Here is a 21,453-nt window from a genome sequence, read left to right on the forward strand (position 1 = left end):
GCGATACAATAAATATAAGGCAGGTGGATGTATGACGATGACTTCTGGTCTTGTATTAATTGGAGGGTGCTTTATAGTAGCAGAATTATGTCATATAATCATTCGGAAAAGAATGAGTAAGAAAAAAAAGCCGTATGAATTACAATACATCCCTGTCTTTTTCATTATGTTTTGTATGCTTAGTACATTACAAAATTTAATGAACTTTCCACCACTTGTAAATGTTTTTTTAAAGTTTGGTTTACTTTATAGTGGTGTTGGAATAGCACTTTTATTTATTTTATTTTGCATACGTTATGTTCACTATCAATCGTATATATTTATTTTAAATTGGTTAAAGCAAGATGATAGAAACCGCCTTACATAAGGCGGTTTTTTTATTTGCAATTGTAACAGAACCTGTACATTTCACATAAAATAGGACGAGTAGAAATGCAAACATATTACAAGAAAGGGGCGGGGCAATAAAATGAAACTTGTTATAGACGCAGGGCACGGTGGATATGATTCTGGTGCTGTTGGTAATGGTTTAGTAGAAAAAAACTTAACACTTCAAATTGCTAGACGCGTTCGAGACATTTTAACGGTAAATTACCCAATTACAATTAAAATGACACGTGATAGTGATGTGTTTATTTCTTTATCGGAACGTGCTAATATTGCTAATGCTTTCAGTGCGGATTATTTTATTTCATTTCATATTAATAGCGGCGGGGGTACAGGTTTTGAAAGTTATATTTATAATGCGTTATCCAATAGCAGCACTGCATATGCAAAGCAACAAAAAATGCATACAGCTGTCAATCCTGTATTAACAAAATATGGTCTTCGTGATCGAGGAGCAAAAAAAGAAAATTATGCGGTATTAAGAGAAACCGCAATGGATGCAATTTTAACTGAGACTGCTTTTATTGATACAGCGTTTGATGCAAATTTATTAAAAAATCCACAATTTATTGAAGATCTAAGTCAAGCGTATGCAAATGGAATAGCAGCTATTTTTGGAGTAGCTCCAAATCCACAACCGACACCTCAAACGAAGGGAATCGCTTATATTCTTGGGAAAAATGTAAATTTAAGAAATGGTCCATCAACTTCTTCCTCAGTTATTCGTCAATTAAATTCTCCAGAATCTTACGTTGTATATCAGGAAAGTAACGGATGGCTAGATTTGGGGAATGGACAATGGGTGTATAATGATCCTTCGTACATTAATTTTGTAAAGACAAGCAATAGTGATGGAAGCCCGATTGGGGTTGCATATATACAAGGGATGAATGTAAATTTAAGAAGTGGTCCATCAACTACATCTGCAGTTATCCGCCAATTAAATTCTCCAGAATCTTATTTAGTATATATAAATGAAAATGGTTGGTTAAACCTTGGTGGAAATCAGTGGGTATATAATGACCCAGCGTATATTAAATATACTCAATATTAGGAATTGAAATGATAATGCAATATGGATGCGTATCCTTGTTATGTATAACAAGGATGCGCATTTTAATAACAACATTTATTTTCATACTTATGCACTATATTTTAAAAAGAAACATTAGAAAAGCGGATAGAATCTAAAAAGTATATATTAAAAAAGTTTTCTTATATACATTGACAATGTATGTAAGATACATTAATCTTTAAATGTTAATGATAATCGATTTCATCTAGGGAGGACATATGATACATACTAAAAAACTAATTATGTTCTGCATTATGATACTCATGGTTGTAATTGCAGGATGTAGTAAAGAAGAGAAAAAAGAAAATAATATATCAGCGAAAGCAAAAGATTCATATACGGTAAAGCATGCAATGGGTGAAACGACAGTAAATGGTACACCTAAAAAAGTTGTTGTTTTAACAAATGAAGGCGCAGAGGCTCTCCTAGCTGTGGGCGTAACGCCAGTGGGGACTACGAAACCACGTGCTGGTGATGAATGGTATCCTCATTTAGCGAAAGAGTTAAAAAACACGGAAGTTGTAGGAACTGAACGTGATATTAATTTAGAGGCTGTAATGAAGCTTAAGCCAGATTTAATTATCGGAAATAAAATGCGTCATGAAAAAATATATGATCAGCTAAAAGAAATCGCACCAACTGTTTATGCAGAAACATTACGCGGTGATTGGAAAGAAAACTTTACACTTTATACAAAAGCTGTAAATAAAGAAAAAGAAGGGCAAAAAGCTCTTGATGATTATAAAAAACGCATTGAAGGAATGAAAGAGAAGTTAGGCGATAAATTGAATTCTAAAGTTTCTATTATTCGTTTCGTGCCAGGTGATGTTCGCATTTATCAAAAAAACTCATTCTCGGGCGTTGTTTTAAATGATATTGGATTTAAACGACCACCATTACAAGATAAAGATGATTTTGCGATAAAAGGAATTACAAAAGAGCAGATTCCAAATATGGACGGAGACTACTTATTCTATTTCACGTCTGATAAAGATGCAGATAAGAATAATGAAGGAAATTCGTTAGCAAAGGAATGGACAGAAGATCCACTCTTTAAGCAACTACAGGCTTCTAAAAATAACAAAGTATTCCAAGTAGATGAGGTAATCTGGAATACAGCAGGCGGTATTAAAGCTGCGAACCTTATGTTAGATGATATTGAAAAATATTTCCTTAAATAAATGATAAAATACATCACTTTTACGAAGTGATGTATTTTTTGTTTGTGAAAATACAGAAAATTCCTTCTTTCAGGGTGTCATAAGTTGTACAATAAAATCAATCATGTGATAAAGGAGTGGGGAAGAATGAAAGCTACTCATAAAGATTGGATCTTGTTTAATGGGAGAATGATTAATACGAAGGAAGAACAGCCGATGGTCGCATTAGAAGAGCGAGGCTTCCAATTTGGTGATGGGATTTATGAAGTATTTAGACTATACGATGGCAAGCCTCATTTATTAGATTTACATTTGGAACGATTCTTTAACTCTATGGCGGAAATAAAACTAATTCCACCATTTACGAAGGAAGAATTAGTAGAAGAGTTATATCAAATGATTAAAAAAAATCAATTTCAAGAAGATGGGAATGTATATTTACAAATATCAAGAGGGGCACAACCGCGCAATCATGTATATGAATCAGATTTACAACCGACATATTTTGCAAATCTTGTTTCGTTCCCAAGACCAGTTGCTTCAATGGAGGCAGGGATTAAGGTGACAGTAGAAGAGGATATCAGGTGGAAGTTTTGCCATATAAAATCTTTAAATCTGCTTCCTAATATCATGATCAAAAACAAAATAAATGAACAAGGGTATCAAGAAGCAATATTAGTACGAGATGGTATTGTGACTGAAGGGTGTCATTCCAATTTCTTTATCGTGAAGAATAATAAGTTGATTACACATCCAGCGGATCATTTCATTTTACATGGTATTACACGTCACTACGTAATTACATTAGCGAAAGAGTTACATATCGATGTAGAGGAACGAGAGTTTTCATTACAAGAAGTATATGACGCTGAGGAGTGCTTCTTTACAGCGACGCCGCTTGAAATATTCCCAGTCGTTCAAATTGGTGATGAACAGTTCGGGGCTGGTGAAAGAGGACCAATTACGAAAAAACTACAAGCTGCATACGAAGAGAGTATTCGTTTATTTAAAGTGACAAATTAATTATGAAGAAAAAAGCTGGTATTCTTCCGGCTTTTTTTCATGATATAATTCAAGCATAGGACAAGTTTTGAAAACGCTGTAAAAAGGGGATTTAATATATGAATTATAAAGATTTTAAAGAAGTAATTCACGGAAGACGAAGTGTTAGAAAGTTTACAGATCAAAAAGTATCTACTAATGATATAAAAGAAATAATTGATTGTGCTCGTTACGCACCGAGTGATACGAATTCACAAACGTGGGAATTCGTAGTTATCATGAATCGAGAGAAGATTAAAGAAATTAAACAAATGACATGGGATGCATTACATAAACTTGCGACAAAAGCAGCAGAAAATGGAGAAGAGAAAGCAGGGAAATTACTTACACGTTCTTTCGGACCATATGCAACAGCTTTCTCGGAGGCACCAGTATTAATCGTATGTTTGGCAACACCATATGAATCAAAGTTCCGTGAAAAGATATTTGATCCAATTGCTTTTGTTCCAGATTCAGTTTGGGAAGAAGAAGGCATTAAGAGTAGCTGTTTAGCGGCACAAAACTTAATGTTAGCTGCACATGCAAAGGGACTTGGTACTTGTCCAATGACAGGGCCAGTATTGCTAGCTCAAGATGAACTGCGCCAATATTTACAAATTGAGCCTGAAAAACAAATAAATATGGTTATTTCACTCGGATTTCCGAAAGATAAACCGAAGAAACTTCCAAGAAAAGAAGTAGATGAGATTACAACGTTTGTTTTTTAATTGCTGTATAGAAAAGACATTGAACTAACAATGTCTTTTTATTTTTGAGGGTATGTAATTCATATGTTGGGCTAAAATGATAGATAAGAGGAAATTACTATTTATTTCATAAAAAAAATTAATGTTCTATTAAGGAAAGTATGATACATTAATCGTGAGCAAGATTCTATTTGTTCATGAAAGTGTTGAAAGTAGTCTCAAAATTTAAAAGTTATTTTTGTATAATAAATTATAATGAAGTTACAGGGGGGATGAATTTTGAAAAAATTCATAATCACTGGATTGTCTGTATTGTTATTAGTTGGTTGCGGTGCTCCACAGGAAAAAGAGGACGCGCAATCAAAACAGGAAGAACAAGTTGTAAACGCAAGTGATGAGAATATGGTTGTATTTCCTGAAGGAGCAATGTCAATTGGAGAAGGGAAAGTAAAAGTTATTACTCCAGATGGTACTTCTGAAAACGGCAATATACCGACTGTATTCATCAAAAAGGATACGTTAATTCAGCAAGTTGAATTAGAGCTTTCTAATTTTCAAAGTGATAAAGAAACATTCGTATTTGTAGATCAAATGTATACGGATAAACATCAAGTAACTAGTACAACGCAGACAACAGTGCAGTTAAAAGAAAAAACGCTGGAAACAGGTAGTCATACAATTACTGCAGTTCAGTATGAAAACAATGACCCGAAAGGAAAGGTTATTAGTTTTAATCAAGCAACATTTGAGACAAAACCAGCGTCTTAATATGAATAAAAAGTACATTACTCAAAAAGTAGTGTGCTTTTTTGTTTGGACTAGAGTGTGCAAGAGTGAATAACTTATTTCATTTTCTAATACGATTAAATAGGAAGTAATCACTTGTTACTACTATGACAGAGAAAGAGGTTGAAGATGTGAATCGGTGTATTCGTATCATTTTGATTAGCCTAATGATGGCAGTAATTTGGTTTACGATACAAGAGTTTATGCAAATAACGCTCAATTATCAAATTCATGACTTGTTAATAGGAGCTATTTGTTTTACCATTGTTTATCTATTATATGATAAACTCGGGCTAAGGTAAGTTTCAGAAGAAAAATGTAGGTATTTCATTTGAAATGTCGAATAGTACATACGATGTCGTAATAACAAATTTTCTATTGTTTACTGTGAAACAGAAGAAGGAGAGATAGTAATGAAACGAGCTCTTATAAATATTGATTATACATATGATTTTGTAGCTGAGAAAGGCGCTTTAACATGCGGGAAACCAGGACAGGAAATTGAGAAGGAAATTGTACATATAACGAAGCAATATATTGAAAATGGAGATTACGTTGTCTTTGCTATTGATAAACATGAAGAAAATGATGTATATCATCCAGAATCAAAGTTATTCCCGTCTCATAATATAGCTGGTACAAGTGGAAGAGATTTGTTTGGTGAATTACAAGATGTGTACGAAACATATAAAAATGCAGAGAATGTATATTACATGGATAAAACACGGTATAGTGCATTTGCTGGAACGGATTTAGAGATGAAGCTAAGAGAAAGAGGAATTGAAGAGGTTCATCTTGTAGGGGTATGTACTGATATTTGTGTTCTTCATACAGCAGTAGATGCGTATAATAAAGGGTTTAAAATTGTTGTTTATGAAAAGGCAGTTGCATCTTTTAATGCGCAAGGACATGAATTTGCAATTGGACATTTTAAGTCATGCTTACATGCAGAAGTGAAGTGAAAAAAGAGGCCTTTAAAAAAGGTCTCTTTTATTTGTCCTTGTTCATTGAAAACAGCTACCGCAACGCCTAATAAATTGAGTGGTCTTGATCCGACAACTTTTCTAAGTTTTTCAATATATCCCATTGTATGTAACCTCCGTAAGAAAAAATAAGAGCAAATAAACTATTCGTTATTATGTAAATATATTCCTCTTTATAAGGGGAGAGAAGACATATAACTTATTTGTGTTATTTGGTAAAATATACATCAAAAAAGGTCAAACAAAACCTTTGACCTTTTTTGACCAAATGTTATAATAAAGGCAGAAAGAGATAATCTTTCATTCATAAATAATAAGGAGGAAAAAATATGCGTAATTTATTTCCAGAGATAACAAAACGTCAAAATGGTATTTTTGATTTTGGGCCTTCTTTATTAGAAGGGATGACAGATGCTTTCTTTAAGCCACTGAACATGGATACTTTTAAAGTAGATGTTCATGAGCAATCTGATAAATATACTGTGAAAGCAGATTTACCAGGTTTTCAAAAAGAAAACATTCAAGTTGATTTTGAACAAGATGTATTAACGATTCAAGCAACTAACCATAATGAAGTAGAAGAAAAAAATGAGAATGGCACATATATTCGTAAAGAACGTTCTATAGGTTCTGTAACTCGACGCTTTAGTTTTAAACAAGTTGAGGAAGAAAATGTTAGAGCAAATTATAAAGATGGCGTACTGACAATAGAATTACCAAAACTGAAAGAAGAAAAAAACAGTAAGACAACAATTAACATCGAATAAAAGAGCTGATGATTTCAGCTCTTTTTTGTACTTAGTTAATAAATTAATTGAAATCGTAATGAGTAGAATAAAGTTGTAATATTAAAAAATCACTATTAGCTCCCTTTAGATTATTAAAAAGGGTATATTTAAAGGGACAGGAAAAAGAACAGCTAGACATACTGTTTAAAGTGAATTAGTAATAGAGTCAAAATACATAGTAAGGGTAGTGGCATTTAAGATTAGGATAATAGATTTTTCTGGAACAAACTTAGGCGATTATGAATTTTTTAATTAGTAAGGAAGTGGTTAAATGAGCTTATTAACGTATACGGAAGAATTTTTTAATTATGTACGAGAGTTTTTACTTTTAAGATTTTTACTATTTGCTTTAGTTTTAATCATTATTTCTTTTGTAATAAACCGTATTATTGATTGGTTTTTTAGGAAATCAAGCTTTTTTGATGAAGAGGTAGAGCAGACAATTCAAAGTGTAATTCGATCTATTTTTAGATATATCATTATCATCAGTCTTATCATATATTTAATTAGCCAATTTGTAGATATAAAAAGTATTATTGCAGGTGCAGGGATAGCTGGAGTTGTCATCGGTTTTGCTGCACAACAGATGCTAAAAGATGTTATATTAGGCTTTGCAAGATTAGCGGACAAAGAGTTTCGGGTTGGTGATTTTGTAACTTTTAACGGAACAAATTCAGGAACTATTGAAGAGATTAGTATTCGTTTTATGCAAATTCGTGAATGGTCAGGAAAACTACTTACCATCCCGCACGGAGAGATTAGAACGATACAAAATTTTAATAAAGGATGGATGCGTGTAATTGAACGCATCACGGTAAGTTATCAGGAAGATCCAACAAGAGTGAAGGAATTGTTAGAAGAAGTATGTGTTATATGCAATGAAAAATTGAATCAAACTCTTTATAGAGTAGAGGATGAGGCTGTTGAACCATTTAAATACGTCGGTGTTACAGACTTAAATCCTAACTTGAAATATGTTGGCTATGAATTTTGTATTACAGGTTTAATAAAGCCAGAAGATTATTTTGAAACTTCTAGACAAGTAAGATTTGAATTAATGTCTATGTTCCATAAAAATCAAGTGCAAATGCCAGCAGCGAATATGGTTGTTACTACTGAAGGTTTACAGCATATCCATGGTGGACAATCTTTATCGGACAACTAAAGTAGAATCGTTTGTTAACAAAAATTCTGCTTCCAACATTGGATAGAATAACAATAATAAAATGATTGATATAAAGAAAGGGCTGAAGGAATTCGGTTCTTTTTTATTTATAGAATTTAGAAATTTCTTAATGTTATAATTGTAGTTGGTGATGAGAATGAACTTTGAAGAAAAAGAGATGCGTCGTTTAGAAGCATTAAAAGAAATTGCTGAATTATTAAATGAAGCAACAAACTTACAGGATATGTTAGAAAAAGTGTTGCATACATTGTTACAAGTAATGAATTTACAAACAGGGTGGATATTCTTTATTGATGAAAGTGGAAAGCACAGCATGCTTGTAGACGAAAATTTACCAGAGGCTCTTACGTGGCAAAAGAAGAAGCCGATGTGTGAAGGAAACTGTTGGTGTGTAGAACGTTTTGTGAATGGGAGATTGGAAAAAGCGACTAATATTATTGAATGTAAGCGAATAGAAGATGCAATTGAATGTAATTGGGGAGAGACAGAAGATGTTACACATCATGCGACAATTCCGCTTAGGTCTGGATTAGAAAAATTTGGTCTACTAAATGTGGCTGCACCTCATAAGACTCATTTTTCTGAGGAAGAGTTAGCATTATTAGAATCAATTGCATTTCAAATTGGAACGACAATACAACGTATTCAATTAGTTGAGAAAGAACGTAAATATGTAGTGGTAGCGGAAAGAAATCGACTTGCACGTGATTTACATGATTCAGTAAAACAATTGTTATTTTCTATTATGCTAACAGCGAAAGGTACTCTGAATATGACGCAAGATAGAGAATTGCAAGAGATGTTAAGTTATATTGGGGAATTATCACAAGAAGCATTACAAGAAATGACGCTATTAATTTGGCAATTAAGACCTGAAGGATTGGAGAAAGGATTAGCAGAAGCAATTCAAAATTACGGGAAGTTATTAGGAGTTCAAGTGGAAGTTCGAATTGATGGGATGGTTTCAATTGGGGATGAAATAGAAGAAGTTTTATGGCGTATTAGCCAAGAGGCGCTACATAATTGTAAAAAGCATGCTTCGTGTGAAAAGGTACATATTCTTTTGAAAATAGAAAATAACCAGTTACATTTTTACATAGAAGACAATGGAATAGGATTTATACAAGAACAAGTAAGGGAATCAGCACTTGGCCTGAAAAGTATGAAGGAACGTATTCAGTTAATGAAGGGATCGTTTCAAATTATAACAGAGCTGAAAAAGGGTACAAAAATAGAAATTCAATTGCCGATTTGAAGGGGAGAATAAGGTTGAAGATTAAACTGCTACTAGTTGAGGATCATCATATCGTTCGAAGAGGACTTGTATTCTTTTTGAAAACGAGAGAAGAATTTGAAATTATTGGGGAAGCGGAAAATGGCGAAGAGGCATTACATTTCGTGCAAAAAGAAAGACCAGATGTCGTACTAATGGATGTATCGATGCCGAAAATGGATGGAATTGAGGCAACAAAACGTCTAAAGCAATATGATGAGACAATAAAGGTACTTATATTAAGTAGTTTTTCAGAGCAAGATTATGTTATACCAGCACTTGAAGCTGGAGCAGATGGTTATCAATTAAAAGAAGTACAACCTGAGCAACTTGTCGCTTCTATTATTGCAGTACATCAAGGAAATGCGAATTTTCACCCGAAAGTAACACCTGCATTAATGGGGCGTTCTGCAGTAAAGAAGGAAGTAGAAAATCCTTTTTCAATGTTAACGAAAAGAGAACAAGAGGTACTTCGCGAAATTGCGAAAGGAAGAAGCAATAAGGAGATTGCAGCAGAACTTCATATTACAGAACAAACTGTGAAAACACACGTTTCAAACGTTTTAGCTAAATTGGAAGTGGATGATCGTACGCAAGCCGCATTATACGCAGTGAAACATGGGGAGAATTACTCATAAGTATGAATAATTCTGTTATATCGTATGACAGAATACATAGGAGCAATTAAAAATTATAGTAATCCCTAATATAGGTTTTTCTTCTTTCGATAATTAGGTACAATAAAGTGAAACTCTAATCAGTGGAGGACCATCCCCACTGATGATTAGTTTAACTAATCGGTTTTTACAGGATAAAGCTACGATGGAAGGGGAGGATATGCTATGCCTGGTACAAGAAGTGGGATTGGAAAGATTCAGGCTTCGTTAAATGGTTTATCACCGAAATTGCGAAGTATTGCCGAACATATTTTGAAACATCCACAAGATGTTGTACATAAATCTATTACAGAATTAGCTGAAGTTACGAATAGTTCCGAAGCTACGATATTCCGCTTATGTAAAAACCTTGGTTTGCAAGGTTTTCAAGATTTAAAGATTACATTAGCTCGTGAAATTGTACATACACCGATGCAAAATATCCATGAAGAGGTATCAGCAGAAGATAGTATGGTAACTGTTGCTAAAAAAGTTTTTCATTCGCATATTACAGGACTGCAAGATACTTTACATTTGCTTAATGAAACGGCACTTGAGCAGGCTGTACGAGCCTTACAAGAAGCAAGTCGAATTGAGTTTTATGGAAATGGTGGCTCTGGTATTATTGCAATGGATGCGTATCATAAGTTTATGAGAACGGGTATTTCTTGTATCGCTCATACTGATTCGCATTTTCAAATTATGGGAGCAGGTTTACTCTCGGAAAATTCAGTTGTTATTGGTATTTCTCATTCTGGTAGCAATAAAGGATTACTTGAAGCATTAGAAGTAGCGAAAGTAAGAGGGGCCCAAATTATTGCGATTACGAGCTATAAGAAATCAGCATTAAGTCAACTTGCTGATATAACGTTATATACATCAACACGTGAGACTGAATTCCGCACAGAAGCAAGTTCATCAAGATTAGCACAGTTAAGCTTATTAGATACTTTGTATGTAGGGTTGTCGTTGCAGCGACAAGAGGAAACTCTAAAAAATTTACAAAGTATACGTGAAACGATTTCGATGAAGCGAATATAAAAAGCTCTTCAAATGAAGAGCTTTCAGACTGTAGACAAACTATTTTTGGAGAGTTCAAATACTAAAAATAGTTTGTCTCTTAATTTATAGATAATTTATCCAATAGCATTTATATGTAGTTCTGTCTATACTACAATTTACTATAAGTGAGGAAGGTGTCTTATGAAAATATCCGTTTATGTTGCAAGTGCATTTAGCAAGGATCATAAAGGCGGAAATAAAGCAGGAGTGGTATTTATTGAGAATACATTGACCACTACTCAAAAAATGGAAATAGCCAAACGACTGGGCTATGCGGAAACCGCATTTATATCAGAATCTGAACTTGCTGATTATAAATTTGAGTATTTTACACCAAAAGAAGAAGTTGATTTATGTGGTCATGCGACAATTGGCTCTTTCGCGATACTAATGCATTTAAATAAACTTTTCAGGAATCGCTATACGATTGAAACGAACAGCGGTGTTCTTACTATTACTATAAAAGATGACATCATATTCATGGAACAAAATAAACCGATATTCTATGATGTTGTATCTCCAAACGAGTTCATCGACTGTTTTGATAGTAAAGATATAGACAATAAATACCCAATTCAAATTGTCTCCACGGGCTTAAAAGATATTTTAATTCCTATAAAAAGCGAAACACAATTACATGCACTGCAACCTAATTTTGAAAAAATTAAAGAAATCAGCAAGTATTATAATGTTGTCGGGATGCATCTATATACTTTTAATGACAATCGAATTATATGCAGAAATTTTGCTCCGCTATACGACATTAATGAAGAAGCAGCGACTGGAACTTCGAACGGTGCATTAGCTTGCTATCTTTATGAACAGGACTACTTGAAAAAAGAAGTCTATGTATTTGAACAAGGTTATTCTTTACACTCGCCTTCTGAAATATTAGTTAAATTAGCAACCAATAGCAAAAATAAAATAGAAAAAGTTTATGTTGGTGGCAAAGGATATTACTGTGAAACTAAGTGTTTACATGTAGAAAATATTGAGTGAAGAGCTTTTTTATCGGTAAGAAGTTTGTTAATTTATTTTCTTTTAGAAATATGTGACTTACTTATAGTCAATGATAAACTCTCATTTTTAAAAATTTAAAATAAAGACCGATTTGTGTAATAATTCAAATATTGTTCATAATTTCACAAGTTGTTTATGAAGTGTCATGTTATGATGAAGATGTAATGATGATTGAACACTTAAATTTGGTACAATAACTAGCCAAAGTAGTGAAGAAAGTAGTTGTGAGATAAACTCATTAAAATGCTAAAACACTAAAGGGGAGATCACATATGAAAGCAGTAGTGGTTAATAAAAACAGCAAAGCAAACATCGAAGTGATTGACAAAGAATTACGTCCGTTACACTCAGGTGAAGCGTTAGTAGATGTAGAGTATTGTGGAGTTTGCCACACTGATTTACACGTTGCGAATCATGATTTTGGTAACACTGATGGCCGTATTCTTGGCCATGAGGGTGTAGGTATTGTTACAAAAATAGCTGATGATGTTACTTCACTAAAGATAGGTGACCGTGTAAGTATTGCATGGATGTTCCAATCTTGTGGACGTTGTGAATATTGCGTAACTGGTAGAGAAACATTTTGCCGTGAAGTTAAAAACGCTGGTTATTCAGTGGATGGTGGTATGGCTGAACAATGTATCGTTACAGCTGATTATGCGGTAAAAGTACCAGAAGGATTAGATCCTGCTCAAGCATCATCAATTACTTGTGCTGGTGTAACTACATATAAAGCTATTAAAGTATCAGATATTAAACCTAGTCAACCTATTGTAATCTATGGCTGCGGTGGATTAGGTAACTTAGCTATCCAATATGCTAAAAATGTATTTGGTGCAAAGGTAATCGCAGTAGATATTAATGACGACAAATTAGCCTTAGCGAAAGAAGTTGGTGCTGATATGACTATCAATCCAATTTCTCAAGGTCCTGCTGATAAAATTGTGCAAGAGGAGTTTGGTGGCGCTTATGCTGCGGTAGTAACAGCAGTCTCTAAAGTAGCCTTTAACTCAGCAGTTGATGCAGTACGTGCTTGCGGTAAAGTAGTTGCAGTAGGGCTACCAGTAGAAACAATGGACTTAAACATCCCACGACTTGTACTGGATGGAATTGAAGTAGTTGGTTCTCTAGTTGGTACTCGTAAAGATTTGGAAGAGGCCTTTATGTTCGGGGCAGAAGGAAAAGTAGTGCCAGTTGTTCAAACTTGTTCTCTAGATAAAGTACAAAATGTATTCGAAGAAATGGAACAAGGTAGAATTCAAGGGCGTATGGTAATTGATTTTAAAAAACATAATTGTGATTGCAAATAATTCACTTTAAATATAAAAAGCATGAGTCTAGCAAAGGACATGTAAAAAAGTTAGACAGCATAAGAAGATGATCCCTGTATTTAATAGGAATCATCTTCTTTATTTTCTATAATATCAATGCCAATTAATACTTGATTAATGAGAAATGATTAAAGGTTTACTTTATTTGCAAACGAAAAGGAATCTTTATGTTTAACGAATTTTTTATGATCTGGAACGTTTTGAATTGCTACAATTTGCGAATCTCTTGCTTTCAGTGCATCTTGAATCCCGATGGTCATAAGCTTAATAAATAGAATCGTAATAAAGAATGAAGCGAGAGTATAAAAAATAATCCACCATGAAAGATTCATTTCATTACGATTTAATCCAATAAGACCTGCCCAATCATTAGATAGAGAAACAGGTTTGAGCACTCCGTCATAGAGTTCACGCATTTGTATGCCGCCAATTACAATGTTAAGCAACGCTAAATGGATAACGAGTATGAGTGTTTGGACGATATGTTCCATAAATAATACAAATAAGCGGTCAAGTAATAAGACTCGTAAGTGTTTTTTTATAATATGAAAACGACTAGCCCCCAGTAATTGTGAACTTAAGATGTAATCTTGTTTCATAAATTCATCAACTTCTGAGGATATGTATAAAGAAAGTGTAGGCAGAGCGACGAAAATAAGTACGAGTACTTGATAAAACGTAAATGAAATATTTGGATCTACCCCATCAGCATTTGATGTGATTATAATATTAACGGGCGTGATGAGTATGAATGCGATAAATAGAGTTGGAATATAATAAAAAACTTCTGAGCATGACTGGAAAAATCTCTTGAGTTTTGGAGCAAATAAACTTAAGAGGATTCCTATACATGTTCCGCATAAAATTCGAAAGAAGCTAATTGCCACGGCTAATAAAATAGTGAATTTTGCTCCTTCTACAATTTGTAAGAAAACAGACTCTCCAAAACGATCAGATCCAAAAGGTGGAATTAACGATGGCGGAAAGGGGGCCTTTCCAAGTAATTCGTTATTTTCATTGTAAAGTAACTGAGGAGGTTTTGGGATGTTATCTTTAAAGAACCAACTATAAATAAAACTAGCTGAAATAAGTATGAATAGATAAGCAAAGCCGATTAAAAAGCGTTTTGATTTCCAAATAGATTTCATAATGATACTCCTTTCAATTGCTTTTTCCATCTATTCATCATGAATGAGACTATTTGGAAAATGGCGTAAAATGGTAAAACAATCATAACAAGTATGATAAATGCAGCTGGAGGTGAAACAAACGCCTTATTAAATAAAAATTGAATAATGCCTTCCATATTAAAAACAAATTCTAAAATGAATAAATTAGAAAGTAAGAAAACAAAAATTGTTTTTAAATGGTGGAAGAAGTGGATAGATATATTTTTGAATAAATGAATGCATAGTATATAACTTGATGAAAGGCCTTTTCCATATGCAACCTCTACGTAATGTTTTCCTTGCTCTTCTTTTATGTATAACACCATCATCCGAAACATTTGTAATGTAGGTAAGACAGCTAATGATAAAATAGGGAGTAAATAAGCTCGATTTTCATTAAAAGAAATAATAGTGACAGGAGATTCCCCAAATTTCTGAAGTACCCATATGAAAAATATTTGCAAACAAATCATCATCATCATATCAGGGACAGCTTCTAATATGAACACAATTCGGTTTATCCATTTTTTTATATAATCTTTTGCTAAAAAATAAAAAAATGCCATGCTAGATGATAAAAAGAGAGCAAGAAAAAAGGCTAAAAATAATATAGTAAATGAATATAGGTAAGGTTCTAAAACAGTTGGAAATAATGGTGTTTTTTTGAAATGGCCAAACTTCGGGTCTGATCCTATAATCACTAATGATTCAGGGGAAAAAACCTGTTTTAACATAGTAACGGTCTGATTAAAAAAATAAATTGGTTGAAAGGTAAATCCTTGTTGAGTGATAAATAAATAAGGTAAATTTAATAATAGTAAGAGTGATAAAAGAATTGATGAAAGCTTAATTGTGAATTGAGATATTTTATTTAACATTAAATCCCTCCGACATCTTTTTACAACATTATACAATAAATTTCATGTTATTGTTTTTATTTTTCTGAAAAATAAAAATACTTTTCGGTTTTATAGTATGCAAGATATATTTACAAGATAAAAAAGTGATAGTAGGGGGCCGCGCTCTATGTTTATCAAGATAAAAGGACTAGTGAACCTAAAACAATAAACAAGAGCAAAATGCACAGAATTCTCATTCTGCGGTTAGTTACTTTTCTTGGCTTGATGGTGATGTTACGTGAACCCTAAAAATGAATATTGCGTTTCAACTCTTTCTTCATGCAAATAAGTAGAACGTATGGAGGAGTATGTATGTGTTGTTAATGGGAGGAAAGAGTGTATTGCGTAACGAATATAACGTAAGTTTACCGCATGGAAAAGCTAAATGTAGTATATAAGTGAAATGGAATGAGGGGATTTATTTTTTTGGTATGAAAAAAATTTTCTTTGTATAACTTGATAAATGAAAAAATATTTTATATACTAATTCATGTAAACGGTTTACTAAATCGTATTTTGCTAGAAATGAAGGGAAGATTCGCATGGAAACAAGGGGGAGAGTAATCGGGATTGATATCGGTACCACAAGTACAAAAACGGTTGTGTTCACAGAAAAAGGAAAAGTCATTGCATCACATGCAATCGATTACCCAATTATTCAACCGAATGTAGGATGGGCTGAGCAAGATCCTGATGTAATATGTGCCGCTGTATACAAAAGTGTAAGCGTTGCCATTGAAAAGGGTAATGTATTACCAGAAGATATTTCTTCAATCGGTATTAGTACAGCTATGCACGCATTAATTGCAGTAGATGAAAATGGTGCGCCATTAACGCGTTCTATCATTTGGGCAGATAATCGAAGTACGAAGCAATCAGAAAAATTATTACAACAAATGAATGGGCATGAAATTTATAGACGTACAGGTACACCGATTCATCCGATGTCACCACTTTCTAAATTGTTATGGATGAAAGAAGAGGAACCAGAGTTATATACAAGTGCCTATAAATTCATTTCCATTAAAGAGTATGTGATTTACCAATTATTTTCACGCTACGTAGTTGATTATTCGATTGCTTCTGCTACAGGGTTATTTAATTTAGAAACATTAAACTGGGATGAAGATGTTTTAACTATGTTACATATGTCACCAGAACAATTATCAACCCCAGTACCAACTACATATATTTTATCGGGTATGAAACGAGAAATAGCACAAAAGATGGGTATTCGTGAAGATACTCCAGTTGTTATTGGTGCAAGTGATGGTGTTCTTGCGAATGTAGGCGTTGGGGCAATATCGCCTGGCTCAGCTGCGATTACGATTGGAACGAGTGGTGCAGTTCGAACAATCTCATCAAATATAAATACAGATGAGAAAGGGAGAACGTTTTGTTACGCATTAACAGATGAGCACTGGGTAATCGGTGGTCCAACGAATAACGGCGGAATATTACTGAGATGGTTACGTGATGAATTTGGTAGTCCAGAGCAAGAAGTAGCAAGAAAGCTCGGCATTGATCCTTATGATTTATTAATTAAATATGCAGAAAGCGTACCAGCTGGAGCGGATGGGCTATTGTTCTTACCTTTCTTATCTGGAGAACGCGCACCTTACTGGAATGCAAATGCTCGTGGTACATTCTTTGGAATCAATCTTCAGCATAAGCGAGAACATTTTATACGTGCAGTGATGGAAGGTGTTTGTATGAGTGTATATTCAGTAGCACTCGCAATCAGGGATTGTACAGGGCCACTTACTGAAATACGAGTTTCAGGAGGGTTTGCAAAATCTGCATTTTGGAGACAAATGTTGTCCGATATGATGGGAAAAGAATTGCTTGTACCTGAAAGTCATGAAGCATCTGCGCTTGGGGCAGCGGCAGTTGCTTTGTATGCTGTAGGAAAAATTGATTCTCTTGAAGAGGTAAAGGATTGGATTGATATTGTCCATCATCATGTACCGAATAAAGAAAATACGGCTATATATTTAGAAATGTTTTATATGTATGAACGACTTTACAATCGCTTGAAAGAAGAATTTGATTGTATAGCTGCTTTCCAACGTAAAAAATAGGGGGATTGGGAGAAATGGTAGTTGGGATCGTACTAGCGGCAGTTGTCATACTACTTTTACTTATTACGGTAGTAAAATGGCATCCATTTGTCGCATTAATTTTAACAGCAATTGGTGTAGGATTAGCAATGGGAATGCCTTTAATTGGAACTTCACCAAAAGATCCAGGAATTATTGATTCTATTAAACTAGGACTTGGTAATACGTTAGGATTTTTAGCAATAGTTTTAGCACTAGGAACGATGCTTGGAAAAATGATGGCCGAATCTGGTGGTGCTGAACGTATCGCTAACACATTAATTAATCGTTTTGGGAAGAAACGAGTTCACTGGGCGATGATGTTCGTTGCATTTTTAGTAGGGATTCCGGTATTTTTCCAAGTTGGATTTGTACTATTAATTCCGTTAGTATTTACAATTGCATTAGAAACAGGGGTATCACTTATTACAATCGGTATCCCGCTAGTAGCAGGACTATCCGTTGTGCACGGACTAGTGCCACCGCATCCAGCGGCAATGGCGGCAGTTGGTATTTTTAAAGCAGATGTAGGGAAGACAATTTTATATGCATTAATTGTCGGACTTCCAACTGCAATTATTTCAGGTCCACTTTACGGGAAATGGATTGGTGCTCGTATACATAAGGAAGTACCATTAGATATAGCGGAGCAATTTATTGAAAAAGATAATAAAAAAGAGCTTCCAAGCTTTGGGAATACATTGTTTACAATTTTACTTCCAGTATTTCTTATGCTTGGTGCATCAATAGCGGAAGTTGCATTAAATAAAACAAGTCAACTAGCACAAGTATTACACTTTATTGGAGATCCGATTGTCGCTTTATTAATTGCAACCATTTACTCTTTCTTTAGTCTTGGATATGCAAAAGGTTTCTCAAAAGATAAAGTGTTACAATTTACAAATGATTGCCTTGGACCTATTGCAAACATATTATTAGTTATTGGTGCAGGCGGCGCATTTAATAAAGTACTATTAGATTCTGGAATTGGAACGACAATTGCAGATATGGCGAAAGAATCACATATTTCACCGATATTATTAGGGTGGGGAATTGCGGCACTTATTCGAATTGCAACTGGATCGGCAACTGTTTCTATGATGACAGCAGCTGGTATTGTTGCGCCGATTGCAGCAAGCACACCAGGTGTAAATGTTGAATTATTAGCACTTGCAACTGGTGCAGGGTCATTAATTTTATCACACGTGAATGATTCAGGATTTTGGATGATTAAAGAGTATTTCGGAATGACTGTGAAAGAAACATTATTAACATGGACTGCAATGGAGACTATATTATCTGTAGTAGCACTTGGGCTAATTTCGATATTAAATATATTTGTATAGAATAGGAGATTGATTAATATGAAACTAGGTTTAATTGGATTAGGAAAAATGGGATTCCCATTAGCTGAACACTTATATGAAGACAAGCATGAAGTAGTAGTATACGATGTAAATAAAGAGCTTGTTGAAAAGGCAGGAAAACTAGGAATTACTGCACGTCATACATTAAAAGAAATGATCGCTGAACTAGAAGCTCCTCGTACAATTTGGGTAATGGTGCCTGCAGGAGAAGTTGTAGAGTCAGTACTAAAAGATGTTTATCCGTTATTAGATGAAGGTGATATCGTTATTGAAGGCGGAAATTCATTCTATAAAGATACGTTACGCCGTGCTGAAGAAGCAAAAAGCTTCGGATTACATTATGTAGATATCGGTACATCAGGCGGTGTAGAAGGAGCTAGATACGGTGCTTGCTTAATGGTTGGTGGAGAAAAAGAAATTTACGACCAATTAGAACCTTTATTTAAAGATTTAGCAGTAGAAAATGGCTATTCTTATGCTGGCCGTGTTGGTAGTGGTCATTTCTTAAAAATGGTTCATAACGGTATTGAGTACGGCATGATGCAAGCAATCGCTGAAGGATTTGAAGTACTAGATAAGAGTGACTTTGATTTCAATTATGAAGATGTTGCAAAAGTATGGGCGAACGGATCAGTTATCCGTGGTTGGTTAATGGACTTAACTGAAAAAGCATTTGCAGAAGATCCGAAACTAGATGGCATTAAAGGTGTAATGAACTCTTCAGGAGAAGGAAAATGGACTGTTGAAACTGCACTTGAACTTCAAGCTGCAGCACCAGTAATCGCTATGTCATTATTTATGCGCTATCGTTCTCAGGAAGATGATACATTCCATGGAAAAGTAGTTTCAGCACTACGTAATCAGTTCGGTGGACATGAAGTTGTGAAAAAATAAGGATGTTATAAAAAAGAAACTTGTGTATAAGCGCAAGTTTCTTTTTTATAGTTTAAGAAACTACTAATTTAAAAATACCAATCAATCATCGTTTTTTTGTCACAAATGACACTAACCTCCTCTTAGACTTTGCAATGTACGGATTCCCGCATTATGTTTTTTGTATTGATTGTATCAAATATAAAGCGCTGCATGAAATATGTCCCAACATAAAAGTAAGAATAAATAAAATGAAGTTTTCATAAATAGTAAAAGGGTGCTTATGTCATCAGTATAGCTAAGAAATGTTGTTACATATGAGAAGAGCGTGTTAATAAAATATGAGGTGGTTAAATGGGAAATGAGCAAGTGAAGTCTGTAAAGGAAGAAAAAAAGTTATGTCTTTGTATGATCGTCAAAAATGAGTCTAGAATTATGGAAAGATGTTTAAATGCAACAAAATCAATTGTAGACTTTGTTTCTATTTGTGATACTGGATCGACGGATAATACGCCTGAAATTATTGAAAATTGGTGTAAGGAAAATGAGATACCTGGGACGGTTCATCATGAGCCGTTTAAAAACTTTGGTTATAACAGAAGCTTAGCTGTTTCGTTAGCGCAAAAAACATACCCAGAAGCAGATTATTTATTAATATTAGATGCGGATATGATTTTAGAGGTTGATCCGAATTTCGATAAAACGAGCTTAACGGAAGATCATTATCTTACATTACAATATGATGTTCATATTAAATATTGGCTTACGCGTCTTTTAAAAGCTTCTTTACCATGGAAATCTGTCGGTGTTACTCATGAGTATTGGGATATAGATCGTTCAAAAGTTGGAGCGAATTACAATACGAGGGTAGCTCGGTTAGAGACTCTTGTCGTGAATGATCCCGGAGATGGCGGGAGCAAAGCTGATAAATTTGAAAGAGATGAGAGGTTGTTGTTACAAGGAATAAACGACCCAGAAACAACGCCAGATTTGCATATAAGATATTTATTTTATTTAGCTCAGACTTATTTTCATTTAAGTCAATTTGAGAATTCAATTAAATGGTATAAAAAACGAGTGGAAGCAGGAGGATGGGTTGAAGAGGTATTCTATTCGTTATTGCGAATAGGATTTTGTTATGAGCAGTTAGCAAATCGTTCAGCAAATAAACAAAATGAAGTGACAGATGCTGATGAAAAAGAAACTGTTAAAGGGCAAGAAGAGCAATATTTAGCATTAGCTGTTTTTTATTTTCAAAAAGCGTGGGAATATAGACCAACCCGGGCTGAACCATTATACCAACTTGCAAGGTTGTATCGATTACGATCTCAAAACAATATTGCTTTGATGTATGCTCTGCAAGGGAAGGAAATTCCTTTTCCAAAGGATGATCTACTATTTGTAGATTATCATGTGTATGATTACTTATTTGACTATGAAATTTCTATTAGTGCTTTCTATATACCTCATAAAAAACATTTAGGGGCGGTATCGCAAAAGTATTTGGAATCGATAAAGGAAAAGATTCCATTTCATATAGCAAATATAGTAGAGAATAATGCGAAATTTTATTAAATACATTTTCGATTAA

The 21,453-nt window shown here is 34.0% G+C and carries 21 protein-coding genes; 19 read left to right on the forward strand and 2 right to left on the reverse strand.

All coding sequences use genetic code 11. The features are described 5' to 3' along the window. Positions 1–37 precede the first annotated feature (37 nt). The 15 genes from NST27_RS10780 to adhP all read left to right on the forward strand — a co-directional run bounded on the left by NST27_RS10780 (position 38) and on the right by adhP (position 13,434). On the forward strand, positions 38–367 hold the full coding sequence (locus tag NST27_RS10780) for a hypothetical protein (protein ID WP_000200459.1): 330 nt from the start codon (positions 38–40) through the stop codon (positions 365–367). 102 nt (positions 368–469) lie between these two features. After that, positions 470–1,441, forward strand: a complete 972-nt coding sequence (locus NST27_RS10785) for an N-acetylmuramoyl-L-alanine amidase (protein ID WP_047386071.1) — start codon at positions 470–472, stop codon at positions 1,439–1,441. Between the two features lie 239 nt (positions 1,442–1,680). After that, the gene (locus tag NST27_RS10790; RefSeq protein WP_000581989.1) at positions 1,681–2,643 is read left to right on the forward strand and encodes an ABC transporter substrate-binding protein; all 963 of its coding nucleotides are present in this window, start codon (positions 1,681–1,683) and stop codon (positions 2,641–2,643) included. 126 nt (positions 2,644–2,769) lie between these two features. Continuing rightward, the gene (gene dat, locus NST27_RS10795) at positions 2,770–3,645 is read left to right on the forward strand and encodes a D-amino-acid transaminase (protein ID WP_000648387.1); all 876 of its coding nucleotides are present in this window, start codon (positions 2,770–2,772) and stop codon (positions 3,643–3,645) included. Positions 3,646–3,743: 98 nt separating this feature from the next. Further along, positions 3,744–4,391 carry a nitroreductase family protein gene (locus tag NST27_RS10800; protein WP_047386072.1) on the forward strand — a complete coding sequence of 216 codons (648 nt, stop codon included), beginning with the start codon at positions 3,744–3,746 and terminating at the stop codon, positions 4,389–4,391. 258 nt (positions 4,392–4,649) lie between these two features. Continuing rightward, positions 4,650–5,138 (forward strand): hypothetical protein, encoded by a 489-nt coding sequence (locus NST27_RS10805; protein WP_000713496.1) that lies wholly within the window; start codon positions 4,650–4,652, stop codon positions 5,136–5,138. Between the two features lie 125 nt (positions 5,139–5,263). Further along, entirely contained in the window at positions 5,264–5,458 is a 195-nt protein-coding gene (locus tag NST27_RS10810) for a hypothetical protein (protein WP_000136531.1), read from the forward strand. Between the two features lie 111 nt (positions 5,459–5,569). Then, positions 5,570–6,118 (forward strand): cysteine hydrolase family protein, encoded by a 549-nt coding sequence (locus NST27_RS10815; protein WP_047386073.1) that lies wholly within the window; start codon positions 5,570–5,572, stop codon positions 6,116–6,118. Between the two features lie 350 nt (positions 6,119–6,468). Then, positions 6,469–6,906 carry an Hsp20/alpha crystallin family protein gene (locus NST27_RS10820; RefSeq protein WP_001245052.1) on the forward strand — a complete coding sequence of 146 codons (438 nt, stop codon included), beginning with the start codon at positions 6,469–6,471 and terminating at the stop codon, positions 6,904–6,906. 292 nt (positions 6,907–7,198) lie between these two features. Further along, positions 7,199–8,092: a mechanosensitive ion channel family protein gene (locus NST27_RS10825; protein ID WP_000055433.1), complete on the forward strand. Its 894-nt coding sequence runs from the start codon at positions 7,199–7,201 to the stop codon at positions 8,090–8,092. A gap of 178 nt (positions 8,093–8,270) precedes the next feature. Beyond that, on the forward strand, positions 8,271–9,368 hold the full coding sequence (casK, locus tag NST27_RS10830; RefSeq protein WP_171817213.1) for a two-component system sensor histidine kinase CasK: 1,098 nt from the start codon (positions 8,271–8,273) through the stop codon (positions 9,366–9,368). A gap of 14 nt (positions 9,369–9,382) precedes the next feature. Continuing rightward, entirely contained in the window at positions 9,383–10,024 is a 642-nt protein-coding gene (gene casR / locus NST27_RS10835) for a two-component system response regulator CasR (RefSeq protein ID WP_000694629.1), read from the forward strand. Positions 10,025–10,228: 204 nt separating this feature from the next. Continuing rightward, positions 10,229–11,083, forward strand: a complete 855-nt coding sequence (locus NST27_RS10840) for a MurR/RpiR family transcriptional regulator (protein ID WP_047386076.1) — start codon at positions 10,229–10,231, stop codon at positions 11,081–11,083. 162 nt (positions 11,084–11,245) lie between these two features. Continuing rightward, on the forward strand, positions 11,246–12,103 hold the full coding sequence (locus NST27_RS10845) for a PhzF family phenazine biosynthesis protein (RefSeq protein ID WP_047386078.1): 858 nt from the start codon (positions 11,246–11,248) through the stop codon (positions 12,101–12,103). A 293-nt stretch (positions 12,104–12,396) separates the two neighbouring features. Then, on the forward strand, positions 12,397–13,434 hold the full coding sequence (gene adhP / locus NST27_RS10850; RefSeq protein WP_000649109.1) for an alcohol dehydrogenase AdhP: 1,038 nt from the start codon (positions 12,397–12,399) through the stop codon (positions 13,432–13,434). A 149-nt stretch (positions 13,435–13,583) separates the two neighbouring features. On the opposite strand, the gene NST27_RS10855 is transcribed toward adhP, so the two are convergent. Then, complete coding sequence (locus tag NST27_RS10855; protein ID WP_000836558.1) at positions 13,584–14,603, reverse strand: ABC transporter permease; 1,020 nt, start codon at positions 14,601–14,603, stop codon at positions 13,584–13,586. After that, the gene (locus tag NST27_RS10860) at positions 14,600–15,502 is read right to left on the reverse strand and encodes an ABC transporter permease subunit (RefSeq protein ID WP_000932684.1); all 903 of its coding nucleotides are present in this window, start codon (positions 15,500–15,502) and stop codon (positions 14,600–14,602) included. Before NST27_RS10860 ends, NST27_RS10855 begins: the two co-directional genes overlap by 4 nt. A gap of 563 nt (positions 15,503–16,065) precedes the next feature. Between NST27_RS10860 and gntK the strand changes: the two genes are divergently transcribed. The 4 genes from gntK to NST27_RS10880 all read left to right on the forward strand — a co-directional run bounded on the left by gntK (position 16,066) and on the right by NST27_RS10880 (position 21,437). After that, positions 16,066–17,604, forward strand: a complete 1,539-nt coding sequence (gene gntK / locus NST27_RS10865) for a gluconokinase (protein WP_000450001.1) — start codon at positions 16,066–16,068, stop codon at positions 17,602–17,604. Positions 17,605–17,618: 14 nt separating this feature from the next. Next, positions 17,619–18,968 carry a GntP family permease gene (locus NST27_RS10870; RefSeq protein WP_000260202.1) on the forward strand — a complete coding sequence of 450 codons (1,350 nt, stop codon included), beginning with the start codon at positions 17,619–17,621 and terminating at the stop codon, positions 18,966–18,968. Positions 18,969–18,986: 18 nt separating this feature from the next. Continuing rightward, positions 18,987–19,883 carry a phosphogluconate dehydrogenase (NAD(+)-dependent, decarboxylating) gene (gnd, locus tag NST27_RS10875; protein ID WP_000765995.1) on the forward strand — a complete coding sequence of 299 codons (897 nt, stop codon included), beginning with the start codon at positions 18,987–18,989 and terminating at the stop codon, positions 19,881–19,883. Between the two features lie 333 nt (positions 19,884–20,216). Then, a complete protein-coding gene (locus NST27_RS10880; protein ID WP_000526219.1) occupies positions 20,217–21,437 on the forward strand; it encodes a glycosyltransferase in 1,221 nt (406 codons plus the stop codon). Positions 21,438–21,453: the final 16 nt, after the last annotated feature.

This window comes from Bacillus sp. FSL W8-0770 (genome assembly GCF_038008705.1).
GTDB classification, from domain to species: domain Bacteria; phylum Bacillota; class Bacilli; order Bacillales; family Bacillaceae_G; genus Bacillus_A; species Bacillus_A cereus.